This is a genomic window from Pandoraea sp. NPDC090278 (assembly GCF_044772185.1).
In the GTDB taxonomy this organism is placed as follows: domain Bacteria; phylum Pseudomonadota; class Gammaproteobacteria; order Burkholderiales; family Burkholderiaceae; genus Pandoraea.
The window spans coordinates 355342-369994 of the sequence record NZ_JBIVYJ010000003.1 but is presented as its reverse complement, the minus strand read 5'-3'; the positions used below and the strand labels follow the sequence as shown (position 1 = coordinate 369994).

Sequence of the window (14653 nt, the reverse complement as noted above, 5' to 3'; positions counted from 1 at the left end):
TGCCCCGCTATGCGCTTACGCCGCCTTCACGTGATGCGCGTGATGTTCCGGGTGATCGCCGAGCAGACGCCGCACCACACCGTTCGTCCAGCCGAAGCCGTCCTGAAGCGGGTATTCGCCACCGCCACCGCCGCTGGCGCTCATGGCGTCGCTCGTGTGCAGCGAGTACTTTTCGACGAGTTTGCTCTCGCGTGCGTAGAGCGAGCCGACGGTGGAGAGCCAGCGATGGGCAATGTCCCCTGCAAGCCGGTTCTCCCCGTACTTGCGCAGGCCGTGAATGCCAATCCACTGGAGCGGTGCCCAGCCGTTGGGCGGGTCCCACTGCTGAAGACTCGACGTCTCCGTCGTTCGCAACCCTCCCGCTGCCAGCAGACGCTCAGCCATCGCGAGCGCCGAGCCGTGCGCCTGTTCGCGCGTGGCGAGGCCGACGAACATCGGTGCGGCGAGCGCCGCCGACAATTGCAGCCGTTGCTCGCCGAGTTGCCAGTCGTAGTCGACAAACGCGCCTTCGGTGTCCGACCACAGATGTCGCGTCATCGCATCCTGACGCGCCTGCGCCCGCTTCGCAAAGGCCAGCGCCGCATCGACATCTCCCGCCGCCTCGCTGAGACGAGCGATATGCCGCTCAGTAGCGAAGAGAAAGCTATTCAGGTCGACGGGCAGAATCGATGTGGTGCGAATCGACGAAAGGTCGTTCGCGTCGCCCAGCCAGCGGGAGCTGAAGTCCCAGCCCGAGGCCGCACCGGCGCGCAGGTCGCGGTACACCTCACCAGGGGGACGTTGCGGCGCATCGCGTGCGGTCGTCACGTCTTCCAGATAGCCCTCTTCACGCGGCGTGTCGCGTTCGTCCCAATAGCGGTTAAGGAGCGCGCCGTCGGATAGACGAACGAGATGCCGATAGGCTTCGCCCGGCCGCAGCGACGCTTCGCCGTCCATCCAATAGTCGTATTCGCGGCGCAGATGCGGCAGATACCGGATGGCGCGCGCCACGCCATGCGACTCGAACAGCTCCACCATCAGACCGTACATGGGCGGCTGCGAGCGGCTCAGGTAATAGGTACGGTTACCGTTCGGAATGTGGCCATACGTATCGATGAGAAATGAAAAATTATCGGCCATGCTCACGAGCAGATCGTGGCGACCGCTGTTAGCGAGGCCGAGCATCGTGAAATAGGAGTCCCAATAATAGAGCTCGTGAAAGCGTCCACCGGGCACGACGTACGCGCGCGGCAGCGGGAGCAGCGAGCTGTAGGCGGGGTGCGCTTCCGGCGCGCGCGTGAGTACGTCCCAGAGATCGTCGATATGCGCGACAAGCCCCTGCCCGGGATCGGACACATATTCACTGGGCGGCGTGCGCTCCAGCGTGAAATACGTCCCCACGAAGCGTGACAGATCGAAGCCGGGTTTGTCGGCGTCTTCGCGATAGCGGCGGAGAATCTCTTCGGGTGCGAGCGACGGCGCGCAGTCTACGAACGTCTTGCTGTCGGCAAAAATGCGTTGCGTCTGCACGGCAACGAAAAGCTCCTGATAGCGGTCGTCCGGCGTGAGGATGTCCGACGGTGCGCAGTGGGCGACGTCCGGCGTCATGCCACCCATCGCAAGCGTGCGTTGTGCGGTGTCTGTCATCGTTATTGCTCCGCGTAATTCCAGAGCAGGCCACCGTCGACGAACAGCGTCGTCCCCGTCACATAACTGGCTTCGGGCGAAGCGAGGAACAGCACGGCGTTCGCCACTTCGCTGGGGTTCGCGAGGCGGCCGAGCGGAATGTTCGCGACGAGCGCTTCGAGCTGCGCCTTGTTCGCGAGCAATTGCTGATTGATGGGCGTGCCGACGGCGCCGGGCGCGACATTGTTCACCGTGATGCCGAGCGGTGCGAGTTCGATGGCGAGATTGCGCATCATCATCTTCATGCCGCCCTTGCTTGCGCAATAGCTGGTGAAGTGAGGAAACGGCAACTCCTCGTGCACCGAGCTGACGTTCACGATGCGTCCGCCGCGTTGCGTATCACGCAGGTGCTTCACAAAGGTTTGCGTGAGAAAGAACGCCCCTTTGAGATTGACGTTCATGACGAGGTCGTAATCGGCTTCCGTCACGTCGAGAAATGGGGCGCGGCGTTCGACGCCCGCGTTGTTGACCAGCACATCGAGGCGTCCCATTTTGGCGACGGCTTGCTCGATGACGGCGCGGTCGTCCTCCACGCGCCCGACGTCTCCGGCGATCACACAGCCGTCGCTACCGGCGGCGCGAACCGAGTCGAGCGTCTGCTCGGCCATCGCGTTGTCCTGCCGGTCTTCCACCACGATGCGCGCGCCTTCCTGGGCGAGACGGATCGCGATGGCGCGTCCGATCCCCTGAGCACTGCCGGTGACAAGTACCACCGTGTCCTTCATTCGCATGTCGCCTCCCTGATGAGCAAGAAGTGGGATCTGTGCGCGCTGCCCGGCGTCCTCGCGGCGGAAGCCGAAACTGCGCACCAGATGCCAGTGCGACCGCAGGCCGGAAAGCGAAGTTCACACAAATTTTGCCCGATTCGACCAGTAAAACCAACGACTTACGAACGACTGCGAGCGATTCCCCCTACCCACACCGGCCAACGCCGCGGCATGCCGTCGTCCTAGGGAATCCCCTCAAACGACAGTCCTTGACCTCACTATATTGGTTTTCTAATATTCCCCATAACACCACTGGTCAGACCGGTATGACTTGTCGATTTACACTGACGAAATCTGGTGTTGGCGGCGAATGAAGACGTCGCGCGTGACCTGAATTGAGACGTACAGCGGTAAAGAATCAGCCCCCGAGAGCAGTCCGTTCAAGCCCGTTGAAATCGAGATTGCGAAATCCTAGAGAGTGATTTGCGCAGGCAGAGGAGACAAACCATGCCCAAGCTGTTTCGTTCGTTGTTTGGCCGAGTCTTTATTGCATTGATAGTGGGTGTGGCGTTAGGCATCTGGTTTCCGCAGTTGGGAGAGTCGTTGCGTCCGTTGGGCGATGGCTTTCTGAAGCTGATCAAGATGGTGATTGGCCCGATCGTTTTCTGCGTTGTCGTGAGCGGCATGGCGAGCGCGGGCGACTTGCGCAAGGTAGGCCGGGTGGGCGTCAAGGCCATCTTGTACTTCGAGATCATCACCACCTTCGCGTTGGTCATTGGCGCGGTGCTGGCGTGGGTAACGCGTCCTGGCGCGGGCATGAACATCGACATCCGCAGTCTGGACGCCGGTTCGATGGCGGCTTACACCGAGCATGCCAAGAGCCTGAAAGACACGGCGGGCTTCTTGCTGAAGATCATCCCCGACACCATTACCGACGCCTTTGCCAAGGGCGACATCCTGCAAATCCTCGTCTTCTCCGTCATGTTCGGTTGTGCGTTGGCGGCGTTGGGCGAGCGTGGGCGTCCGGTGGCGCGATTCATCGAAGATCTGAGCCACGTCTTCTTCCGCGTGATGGCGTTCATCATCCGGCTCGCGCCGCTGGGCGTGCTGGGCGCGGTGGCGTTCACCACGGGCAAGTACGGTGCATCGTCACTCAAGCAACTGGGTTTGCTCGTGCTCGTGTTCTATGCGAGCTGCTTCGTGTTCGTGACGGTGGTGCTGGGCGGCGTGTTGCGTCTGGCGGGCTTCAACATCTTCAAGTTCATCAAGTACTTCCGTGAAGAGTTGTCGATCGTGTTGGGCACGGCGTCGTCCGATGCGGTGTTGCCCGCGATCATGCGCAAGCTCGAATGGATGGGGATCAAGAAATCGACGGTGGGTCTGGTCGTACCGACGGGATACTCGTTCAACCTCGACGGCTTCTCCATCTACCTGACGTTGGCGGTCATCTTCATTGCGCAGGCGACGAATACACCGTTGTCGATGCACGACCTGATTCTGGTGGTGTTGGTATCGCTGCTGACGTCCAAGGGCGCGCATGGAATTCCGGGCTCGGCGATTGTGATTCTGGCGGCGACGCTGGCGGCCATTCCGGCCATCCCCGTGATTGGCCTTGTGCTGATTCTGCCGGTCGACTGGTTCGTGGGTATTGCGCGAGCCATCACCAACTTGTTGGGCAACTGCGTAGCAACGCTCGTTGTGGCCGCATGGGAAAAAGACGTCGACTTCGCGAGAGCGCACAGAGTACTCAATGGCGAGTTGCCGTACGAGCCGATTGCGACGTCTGAAGACGGCATTGAAGGCGCACCGGCAAATGCCGCACTGACACGCTGACGCACTGAGTAAGGCATGCGAGGGTCGCAGCGGATGCAGCGGCCCTCGGAGCAACCAAGCAATTTCTGCGGACGTCTGAAACAAAGGCGTCGGCATCATCATCTGGAGTAGATAGCAACATGGCCCTCGTCCCGCAAGACCCGAACGCACCGGACTTCGTGCGCCGTTATGTAAATTTGGCCGACCCGCGTCTGGGTGCCGAAGCGCTCGTCGCCACCGACGAATTCTTCGCGGCCAAAGAGCGCATGCTCAACCCGGAACCGGCTGTGTTCATCCCGGGCAAGTACGACGAGAACGGCAAGTGGATGGATGGTTGGGAGACGCGTCGTAAGCGTGTGAACGGTTATGACTGGTGCATCGTCAAGCTGGCGCGCCCGGGCGTGTTGTTCGGCGTCGATCTGGACACGAGCCACTTCACGGGTAACTTCCCCCCGGCGGCGTCGCTTGAGGGTTGCTACAGCCCGGACGGCGCACCGAACGAGTCGGCCGAATGGTTCGAACTACTGCCGTCGACCACATTGCAGGGCAACTCGCACCACTACCACGCCATCACACAGCAGCGAGCAGCGACGCACGTGCGCGTGAACCTGTACCCGGATGGCGGTCTCGCACGTCTGCGTCTGTATGGGTTGCCGCAGAGTGACTGGGCGGGCCGTTCGCGAGATGAGCTGATCGACCTGATCGCGATGGAAAACGGCGGTTACGTCGTGGCGGCAAACAACCAGCACTTTGGTTTGGCGTCGAACTTGTTGATGCCGGGCCGTGGCGTGAACATGGGGGATGGGTGGGAAACGCGTCGTCGTCGTGAGCCGGGTAATGACTGGGCGATTATTGCGTTGGCGCAGCCGGGTGAGATTGGCAAGATCGAAGTGGATACGGCGCACTTCAAGGGCAACTTCCCGGACCGCTGCTCCATCCAGGCGGCGTACGTTACGGGTGGCACCGAGCAGTCACTGATTACGCAATCGATGTTCTGGCCGGTGTTGTTGCCGGAGCAGAAGTTGGCGATGGACAAGCAGTTCTACTTCGAAGAGCAGGTGCAGAAATTGGGGGCTATCACGCACATCCGTTTCAACATCATTCCGGATGGTGGTGTGTCGCGTCTGCGCCTGTGGGGCCGGTTGAGTGAAAAAAAGGGGGCGTGATATGGCAGGACCGACGTTGAAGATCGAGCGGTTGACGCGAGAGGCGTTTGCGCCGTTTGGCGATGTGATCGAGTTGGAGGGTGCGAAGCATTTCGCGATCAACGGCGGGACGACCGAGCGTTTCCATGATTTGGCGACGGTGGATCTGGGCCCGGAGGGCGGACGCACGTTGGTGAACGTCTTCCGTGGTCAGCCGAGACAGTTGCCGTATGAAGTGAAGATGTTGGAGCGTCACCCGTTGGGCAGTCAGGCGTTCATCCCGTTGAAGACGACGCCGTACCTGGTGGTTGTGGCTCCGGCGGGCGAGTTGGACGTGAGCAAGATGCGTGCATTCGTCTCGGATGGCTGGCAGGGCGTGAACTATGCGAAGGGCGTGTGGCATCACCCGTTGTTGGCGTTGGATGAGGTGAGCGACTTTGTGGTGGTGGATCGTGGTGGAGACGGACACAACTGCGATGAGTTGGACTTGCCGGGTGTGTATCTGCTGACGCAGGCAGCGTTGGATGCGGCACAAGGTGCGCAGAAAGCTGCGTGAGTAGAGAGAAGGAAGCGGTAACAAGAGACGCCGGGCGATGCTCGGCGTTTTTTATTGGGCCAAAGAAAACGAAGTGAGGCGCTGAGGAAAGCGGTGAGGCGAGTAGAGGGACAGGAAACGTGAGGGCGACGACACGGCCGTCCCGCAGCAGTTGCGGAGCACGTGCGGGGCGGGTGTGGCGTCGCGATGGCGCTGGAGTAGAGCGGTGTCGACGGAACCGAGCGCTTCGGTCAAGGAAGCGGGAATGGGGAAAGCGGGCGGTGTCGGTTGAGGCACCGGGTGCTTCGAGGGAGACGGACCGGGGCCCCTTTCTGCAGCGAGTTGGGTTTATGTCTGAGAGGCGGAAAGGGGCCCCGGTCCGTTAGAGGGGAGGTTTTAAGAGATAGAAAATCAGCCAGCAGGCACAACAGCCGTCACTTCGATTTCGACCTTAGCTTCGTCTTCAACGAGATCGGCGACTTCCACGGCGGTCATCGCGGGGAAGTGGCGTCCGATGACGGCGCGATAGTGTTCCCCGATAGCCGGATAGTTGGCGACGTATTCGCGCTTGTTCTTCACGTACCAGGTCATACGGACGATGTGCTCGGGCTTAGCGTTACCTTGCGCGAGGATCGCGACGATGTTCTCGAGCGTTTGACGCACCTGAAGTGCGAAATCATCCGTCTCGAAGCGTTGCTGCCCATTCCAGCCGATCTGACCGCCGACGAAGATGATGCGGCTGCCTGCCGTCATTTCGAAGGCCATGCCGTTGGCGTAGCCGCGCGGTTTTGCCCATTCGGGCGGTTGGAGAACTTGCAGCATCAGGACACTCCTTCAATCACAGAATCGGGTGAAGCAAAGCGGACAATCGCGTCGCGTTGGGCTGGGGGTACAGCGATCGGGGCGGGTCTGCCGCCCTCGCCTTTTGCGACCCAGACCAGCACGAGCGTGGCTTGCAGGCGGGTCTCGTCGTTAGCGCCAGCGAAGCGGATACGCAGCGTCATCGACGAGCGACCGAGACGGGTCACTTCCAGCGAGCGTTGCAGCGTGTCGCCTAGAAAACTCGGGGCGCTGAAACGGCATTCGATGTTTGCCGTGGGCACGCCCATACCATCGCGCAGGTGCATATCGCCGAACGAGAGCCCGAGGCCTTCGGCGCACCAGTCTTCGACGAGATCGTTGATCATTTCGAAGTAGCGCGGATAAAACACGATGCCTGCCGGGTCGCAGTGTTTAAAGCGCACCAGAAGCGGTTTCACGAAAGCGTGTTCCGCGACATCGGTTTTCGTAGTCATTCCGTCCTCCCCTGCCAAAGTCAGTGGGCGCCCACTGGAGCACCCTGAGCTTTGTAGTTATCGTATTACTGCGCCATCTGACGCAGCTTGAAGCGTTGCAGCTTGCCGGTCTCCGTGCGTGGCAGCGCGTCGACAAACTCAATCGCTCGCGGGTACTTATACGGCGCGATGTTAGCCTTCACATACTCCTGAAGCGTCTTCACCATCGCGTCGTCGCGGGCCTGCCCGGACTTGAGCACCACGTAAGCCTTCACGATCTGACCGCGCGCCTCGTCGTCGGCACCGACCACCCCGCACTCCGCGACCTCCGGGTGCTGCAACAGCGCCGACTCCACTTCCGGACCCGCGATGTTATAGCCCGCCGAGACGATCATGTCGTCCGAGCGCGCCTGATAGTAGTAATTGCCCGCTTCGTCGCACATGAACGTGTCGCCCGGCAGATTCCAGCCGTTCTTCACGTAATTCGTCTGACGCGAGTCGGCGAGGTAACGGCACCCCGTCGGCCCCTTCACGGCGAGCTTGCCCACCTGCCCCGGGGGCAGCGGTTGCATGTTCTCGTCCACGATCATCGCGATGTAACCGGGCACCGGCTTACCGATTGCACCCGGCACCACATCGCCATTCGCTGCCGAGATAAAGATGTGGATCATCTCCGTGCCGCCGATGCCGTCGATCATCTCGATGCCCGACGCCTGCTTCCACAACTGACGCGTCGCATCCGGCAACGCCTCACCGGCGGACACCGTCTTCTTCAGACTCGAAAGTTCGTACTTACCCACAAGCCCCGCCATCTGACGATAAAACGTCGGTGCCGTAAAACAGATCGTCGCGCGGTAGTCGGCGATGGCTTGCAACAGACTGTCCGGCGTGAGCTTCTCCAGTAACACCGTTGCAGCGCCAACGCGCAACGGGAACGTCAGCAAGCCGCCCGTACCGAAAGTGAACGCTAACGGGGGAGTGCCGCAGAAGATGTCGTCCGGCCCCGGCTTCAGCACATGACGCGGAAACAGATCGCACATCGCAAGCACGTCACGATGGAAGTGCATCGTGCCCTTCGGCTGGCCCGTCGTACCGCTGGTGAAAGCGATCAGACAGACGTCGTCCACGGCCGTGTCGCAGGCGTCGAAGCTCGCTGGCTGACGGGCCATGCGGGCCTCCAGTGAGTCCTCACCAACGTCGTGGAAATACACCACCTTCGACAGCACCGGACAGAAGTACTCATGCCCCGCCTGACGATTGAATTCCAGCTCTTCCTTCAACCGACCGTCACACAACGCCGCCGTCACCTCAGCCTTGTCGACGATCTGCTTGAGTTCCTTCGCGCGCAGCAGCGGCATCGTCGGCACACCGACCAGCCCGGCCTTGATCACCGCGAGCCATGCCGCCGCCATGAACAGATTGTTCGGGCCGCGCAACAACACGCGATTGCCCGGCACCAGCGCCATATCGTTGCGCAACACATGGGCGATGCGGTCCACCATCTCGCGCAGGCCGAGATACGTCGTGACCGTCGGCTGACCATTCTCCACCGAGTAAATCGCAGGCGCGTCGCCTCGTCTCTGCGCAATCGTGCGGTCCAGCAAATCGGCAGCGCAGTTCAAGCGCGCCGGATACGCCACGTCCGGATTGTCCAGCAGAAAATCGGGCCACTGATCCGCGGGCGGCAGATTGTCGCGCGCGAAAGTGTCGAGATGTCCAGATCGTTCCATGTGCTTCTCCTTGCCCCCGGTAATCAAGCATGACGCCGACGCTTCGCGCCCGACGTAGTCCTAGTGCTTCCAAGTGTTATTGCAAGACGCCATGCCATCCCTGTCTCCGTGGGTTGCCACTGCGCACATCCCAAGTCCTGCCGTGTTACCGCCATGAACTTGTCAAAGCATGTCCCGCGCGTCGACTGCCGAATGCGGACGATCAACCGTCCTTGAGCAGTTCGCGCGCGATGATCAGTTTCTGTACTTCCGTCGCCCCTTCGTAAATCCGCAGCGACCGGATCTCGCGATACATACGTTCCACCACTGCGCCCGACACCACGCCCGCGCCGCCGAACATCTGCAACGCGCGATCGATCACTTGCTGCGCCGATTCCGTCGAGAACATCTTTGCCATCGCGGCCTCGCGCGTCGTGCGCTGCCCCAGAACGTCGCGCTGCCATGCGGCGCGGTACGTCAGTAGGGCCGCAGCGTCCACCGACGTCGCCATGTCACCCAGCGCAGCCTGCGTCAGTTGGAAGTCCGCGAGCGTCTGACCGAACATCTCGCGCGACTTCGCGCGCGCCAGCCCTTCATCCAATGCGCGACGCGCAAAACCCAACGCGGCAGCCGCCACAGATGCGCGGAAAATATCCAGCGTCATCATCGCGACCTTGAAGCCCTGCCCTGCATCGCCCAGACGCTGCGACGCCGGTACCCGGCAGTTCTCGAACTTCAGACGCGCCAGCGGATGCGGTGCGCTCACATCGATGCGCTCAGCAATCGTCAGGCCCGGCGTGTCGGCGTCCACCACGAATGCGCTGATGCCGCGTGCGCCCGGTGCTTCGCCCGTGCGAACGAACACGCAGTAAAAGTCTGCAATGCCGCCGTTGGAGATCCAGGTCTTCTCGCCGTTAAGCACATAGTGGTCGCCGTCCGGCGTGGCCGAGCAGGCCATCGCCGCCACATCCGAACCGGCATCCGGCTCCGACAGCGCGAATGCCGCAATCGCCTCGCCCGACGCCACGCGCGGCAGATAACGCTGCTTGAGCGCGTCGCTGCCCGCGAGCGTGATCGCACCGCTGCCGAGCCCCTGCATCGCAAAGGCGAAATCGGCGAGACCGTCGTGACGCGCCAACGTCTCGCGCAGCACACACAGCGCGCGCGAGTCCAACTGATCCAGCGCACCGCCGTGGCTCGCCGGGACGCAGTACTTCAACCACCCCGCGCGACCCAACTGACGCACCAGCGAGACACACGTCGCATCCGTATCCGCGTGATGGTCGACCTTCAGCTCGCGCGTGCACCAGTCGTCGAGTTCCGTCCCGAGACGGCGATGTGCGTCGTCGAAAAACGGCCAAGCCAGAAAGTCGGCATTACGCGCGTTGTGAGGCGTGATATCGCTCATAGGTCAGTCGCCCTTGAACACCGGCTTTTGCTTCGCGACGAAGGCGTCGTAAGCGCGGCGGAAATCCTTCGTCTGCATGCAGATGGCTTGCGCTTCGGCTTCGGCCTCGATGGCTTCGTCCACGCCCATATTCCATTCCTGATGCAGCAACTTCTTCGTCACACCGTGCGCGAAGGTCGGTCCGCAGGCGATCTGATCGGCCAGCGTCTGTGCTGCCGAGAGAACCGCACCGCCATCGTGCAACGCGTTGAAGAAGCCCCACTGCTGGCCCTCTTCCGCCGTCATCACGCGGCCGGTGTAAAGCAGTTCGGACGCCCGACCTTGCCCGATCATGCGCGGCAGCAGCGTGCAGGCGCCCATGTCGGCACCGGCCAGCCCCACACGCACGAACAGGAATGCCGTCTTCGTCTGCGGCGTACCCAGACGCATGTCCGAAGCCAGCGCCACCATCGCGCCTGCACCGGCACAGATGCCGTCAATCGCGCTGATGATCGGCTGCGGACAAGCACGCATTGCCTTGACCAGGTCCCCCGTCATGCGCGTGAAATCCAGCAGTTCCGGCATGCTCATCTGCGTGAGCGGGCCGATGATCTCGTGGACATCGCCACCCGAGCAGAAATTGCCGCCTGCGCCCGTCACGACAACCGTCTTGATGTCCGTTGCGTAGACCAATCCGCGAAACAAATCGCGAAGCTCGGCGTACGAGTCGAACGTCAGTGGATTCTTCTTGTCGGGACGGTTCAACGTGATCGTGCCGATGCTCGGACGCCCTTGCGCGTCGTTCGACACCGACCACAGAAAGTGCTTGGCTTCATAGTTCGCGAACGGGCGCTTGTGATGCGCCATCGTCAGTTTCACGTCACTCATTGGCCGATCTCCTTTGCCATCGTCGAGCCGCTTCGGGCCGATGTTCCCCGCCCATGAAGCCCGACGATCCTGCTAGTTGGAATGACGTTGCGCGGTCATCCGACTGCGCAACGCCCTGAGTATTTGTCACACCCACAACACCTAACCGACGGTCACTTCCCCGCCAGCTACCGCAATCGACTGCCCCGTCACCGCGCCCGCGCCCGGCTGGCACAGCCACAGCACCGTATCGGCGACCTCCTGCGGCTGCACGAGGCGTCCCTGCGGATTACGCTTCGACAGCTCGGCGCGCGCTTCGTCTTCGCTGCGCCCCGTCTTGGCGACGATGTTCGCGACCGCGTCGCGCACGATGTCCGTTTCGGTATAGCCCGGGCAGACGGCGTTCACCGTCACGCCCTTCTTCGCGACTTCCAGCGCCAGCGCACGCGTCAGACCGACCACGCCGTGCTTGGCGGCGCAATACGCGGTGACGTACGGATAGCCGATGAGACCGGCCGTGCTGGCGACATTGACGATGCGTCCCCAGCCAGCGCTCAGCATGCCGGGCAGCGCGGCCGAGATGCAGTGATACGTGCCCGTCAGGTTGACGTCGATCATCTGCTGCCAGAGCGCGGCGTCTGTCTTGCCGAAGGGCGCGCTCACGGCCTGACCTGCGTTGTTGACGAGCACCTGCACCGGACCGAAACGCTCTGCCGCGCGGGCGAAAGCGGCCTCGACGGCGGCGGCGTCAGAAATATCTGCCGCCACCCATGCCACCTCACCGAACGCGGCCAACGCCTGCACGCCTTGCGCGAGCTTCGCTTCGCTACGACCGAGCAGCGTCACGCGCGCGCCCTGCCCGAGTAGCGAGCGGGCCACCGCCTCGCCAATGCCGCGCGCGCCGCCCGTCACGAGCGCATGCACGCCCGCGAGCGACGTCGGTGTCGTACCGATGGCGTGGGTGGAGGTTGTCGTCGACGTCATGAACTGTCCTTATTTACCGATCTGTTGAGCGTAGGCGGCAGCACGCTCCAGATTGGTCTCGTACTGACGTTTGCCCGCATAGTACTGCGGCGGCCACGGCAGATCCTTGTAGCCGATCTTCGCGGCTTCGTGCAGCGTCCAGAACGGATCGGCCAGATGCGGACGGGCCAGTGCGCACAGATCGGCGCGACCCGACGCGATGATGCTGTTCACGTGATCCGCCTCGAAGATGGCACCGACAGCAATCGTCGGCACACCGGCCTCGTTGCGCACGCGATCGGCGAACGGCGTCTGGAACATGCGGCCGTAGACCGGCTTCTCTTCCTTGCTGACCTGACCCGACGAGCAATCGATGAGATCCGCCCCGGCGTCCTTGAAAGCAATGGCGATGGCGACCGCGTCGTCCGGCGTGATCCCGCCTTCGACCCAATCGTGCGCAGAGATACGCACCGACATCGGCTTGGCGGCGGGCCACACGTCGCGTACCGCGTGGAACACTTCCAGCGGATAGCGCAGACGGTTCTCCAGCGAACCGCCGTACTCATCCTGACGCTGGTTAGTCAGCGGCGAAATGAAGCTCGACAGCAGATAGCCGTGCGCACAGTGCAATTCGAGCCAGTCGAAACCGGCTTCGGCCGCACGACGGGCAGCTTGCACGAAGTCATCCTTGACGCGGTCCATGTCGGCGCGCGTCATTTCGCGCGGCGTCTGCGACACGCCGTCGATGTACGGCATCGGCGAGGCCGAGATCAGCGGCCAGTTGCCGTCGTTCAACGGCTGATCGATGCCGTCCCAGGCCAGACGCGTCGAGCCCTTGCGGCCTGCGTGCCCGATCTGCATGGCGATCTTGGCGTCGCTGCCCGAATGCACGAAGTCAACGATGCGCTTCCATGCGTCGCGTTGATCGTCGTTCCACAAACCGGGGCACCCCGGCGTGATGCGCGCATCCGGCGACACGCAGGTCATTTCCGCGACGATCATGCCCGCGCCGCCCAGCGCACGGCTGCCAAGGTGGACCATGTGGAAGTCGCCGGGCACGCCGTCGACCGCCGAGTACATCGCCATTGGCGACATCACGATGCGGTTCTTGAGCGTGAGCTCACGTGCGCGGAACGGCGTGAACATCGGCGGAATCGCATGCTGACCGGCAGCGCGCTTCACGCCCGCGTGTTCGGCAAGCCAGTCTTCATAGCCTTCGACATAACCGGCGTCGCGCACGCGCAGGTTCTCGTGCGAGATGCGCTGCGAACGCGTGAGCAACGAGTAAGCAAACTGTTCGGGGGCAAAACGGGCGTAACGATCGACGGTTTCGAACCACTCCGTCGAGTTGCGTGCCGCATTCTGAATCTTGAGCACTTCGATGCTGCGGGCGGCTTCGTAGTCGTTGAGCACGTGCGGCAAGGCGTCGATGCCCTGCGTGCCGAGACCGTCGGCCAGCGCGATGGAGTCTTCGAGTGCAAGCTTGGTGCCCGAGCCGATGGAGAAGTGCGCCGTGTGTGCGGCGTCGCCCATGAGCACGACCGGCACGCGCTTGCCGTCGACATCGGTCCAGTGCACCCAGCGTTCGCAGATTACGCGCGGGAACTGAATCCAGATGGCGGAGCCGCGCAGGTGCTTGGCGTTGCTCATCAGCTCGTGACCGCCGAGATACTTCGAAAAGAGGTTTTCGCAGAACTTCACGCCCTCTTCCTGACTCATCTGGTCGATGCCGTGGGCACGCCAGACCGATTCAGGCGTCTCGACGATGAACGTCGACGTGTCGGCGTCGAACTGATACGCGTGCGCCTGGAACCAGCCGTGTTCTGTCTTTTCGAAGGCGAACGTGAAGGCGTCGAAACGTTGATGCGTGCCGAGCCAGACGAAGCGGTTCTGACGCGTGTCGATGTCGGGGCGGTAGGTGTCGGCGTAGCGGGTACGGATGCGGCTGTTCAGGCCGTCGGAGGCGATCACCAGATCGGCGTTGTAACGGCGGGCGATTTCCTGATCGTCGCTCACGTCCGTCTCGAACACGAGTTCGACGCCGAGGGCTTCGCAGCGCGCTTGCAGAATGTTCAGCAGCTTCTTGCGGCCGATGCCGATGAAGCCGTGACCGCCCGAGGTGATCGTGCGGCCTTCGAAGTGGATGTCGATGTCGTCCCAGTGGTTGAACGCGGCATTGATCTCTGCCGCGCTGACCGGGTCGGCTTCCTGGAGGTTGTCCATGGTGGCGTCGGAGAACACCACGCCCCAGCCGAAGGTGTCGTAAGGCCGGTTGCGCTCAACCACCACGACACGATGGGAAGGATCGCGCAGCTTCATCAACAGCCCGAAATACAGACCTGCGGGACCGCCACCGATACAGACGATATTCATCTCCAGCCTCCGGATTCACAGATCGCGTCGCGCTAGCCGAGCGGTCGACCTTTGTTAAATCATAAATAGTTTATGCCTAAAATACTAGCGAAAAAAATTGACGGCGGCAAGACCGTCGAGGGGGTGAAAACCGGGGGGAGGGAAAGTCCTTAGACGAAGGCACTTCCCCAAGTTCCACTCAGACGATTCCGAAATTGCACAAGTTGGTTCAATTTC

12 protein-coding genes are annotated in these 14653 nt (G+C 62.1%); 3 read left to right on the top strand and 9 right to left on the bottom strand.

Annotated features, from left to right (window positions below; all coding sequences use genetic code 11):
• Positions 1–15 precede the first annotated feature (15 nt).
• Both treF and ACIQWO_RS13950 read right to left on the bottom strand, forming a co-directional pair.
• Positions 16–1626, bottom strand: a complete 1611-nt coding sequence (gene treF / locus ACIQWO_RS13955; protein ID WP_402824724.1) for an alpha,alpha-trehalase TreF — start codon at positions 1624–1626, stop codon at positions 16–18.
• A 2-nt stretch (positions 1627–1628) separates the two neighbouring features.
• Positions 1629–2396, bottom strand: a complete 768-nt coding sequence (locus ACIQWO_RS13950; protein WP_402824722.1) for an SDR family NAD(P)-dependent oxidoreductase — start codon at positions 2394–2396, stop codon at positions 1629–1631.
• Between the two features lie 483 nt (positions 2397–2879).
• Here ACIQWO_RS13950 and ACIQWO_RS13945 point away from each other — a divergent pair, with 483 nt between their 5' ends.
• The 3 genes from ACIQWO_RS13945 (at position 2880) to ACIQWO_RS13935 (ending at position 5885) form a co-directional block, all read left to right on the top strand.
• The gene (locus ACIQWO_RS13945; protein WP_402824719.1) at positions 2880–4205 is read left to right on the top strand and encodes a C4-dicarboxylate transporter DctA; all 1326 of its coding nucleotides are present in this window, start codon (positions 2880–2882) and stop codon (positions 4203–4205) included.
• Between the two features lie 119 nt (positions 4206–4324).
• Positions 4325–5350, top strand: a complete 1026-nt coding sequence (gene alc / locus ACIQWO_RS13940) for an allantoicase (protein ID WP_150663413.1) — start codon at positions 4325–4327, stop codon at positions 5348–5350.
• A gap of 1 nt (position 5351) precedes the next feature.
• Entirely contained in the window at positions 5352–5885 is a 534-nt protein-coding gene (locus tag ACIQWO_RS13935) for an ureidoglycolate lyase (RefSeq protein ID WP_402824714.1), read from the top strand.
• 390 nt (positions 5886–6275) lie between these two features.
• On the opposite strand, the gene ACIQWO_RS13930 is transcribed toward ACIQWO_RS13935, so the two are convergent.
• The 7 genes from ACIQWO_RS13930 to ACIQWO_RS13900 all read right to left on the bottom strand — a co-directional run bounded on the left by ACIQWO_RS13930 (position 6276) and on the right by ACIQWO_RS13900 (position 14437).
• The gene (locus ACIQWO_RS13930; RefSeq protein WP_150577275.1) at positions 6276–6683 is read right to left on the bottom strand and encodes a RidA family protein; all 408 of its coding nucleotides are present in this window, start codon (positions 6681–6683) and stop codon (positions 6276–6278) included.
• Positions 6684–6685: 2 nt separating this feature from the next.
• Positions 6686–7159 carry an acyl-CoA thioesterase gene (locus tag ACIQWO_RS13925; protein ID WP_402824711.1) on the bottom strand — a complete coding sequence of 158 codons (474 nt, stop codon included), beginning with the start codon at positions 7157–7159 and terminating at the stop codon, positions 6686–6688.
• Between the two features lie 65 nt (positions 7160–7224).
• A complete protein-coding gene (locus ACIQWO_RS13920; RefSeq protein WP_402824708.1) occupies positions 7225–8868 on the bottom strand; it encodes an AMP-binding protein in 1644 nt (547 codons plus the stop codon).
• A gap of 202 nt (positions 8869–9070) precedes the next feature.
• Positions 9071–10255: an acyl-CoA dehydrogenase family protein gene (locus ACIQWO_RS13915; protein WP_402824705.1), complete on the bottom strand. Its 1185-nt coding sequence runs from the start codon at positions 10253–10255 to the stop codon at positions 9071–9073.
• Positions 10256–10258: 3 nt separating this feature from the next.
• Positions 10259–11122, bottom strand: coding sequence for an enoyl-CoA hydratase family protein (locus ACIQWO_RS13910; protein WP_150661506.1), 864 nt, complete (start codon positions 11120–11122; stop codon positions 10259–10261).
• Positions 11123–11263: 141 nt separating this feature from the next.
• Positions 11264–12055, bottom strand: coding sequence for an SDR family NAD(P)-dependent oxidoreductase (locus tag ACIQWO_RS13905; protein WP_402825375.1), 792 nt, complete (start codon positions 12053–12055; stop codon positions 11264–11266).
• Between the two features lie 39 nt (positions 12056–12094).
• Entirely contained in the window at positions 12095–14437 is a 2343-nt protein-coding gene (locus tag ACIQWO_RS13900) for a bifunctional salicylyl-CoA 5-hydroxylase/oxidoreductase (protein ID WP_402824701.1), read from the bottom strand.
• Positions 14438–14653: the final 216 nt, after the last annotated feature.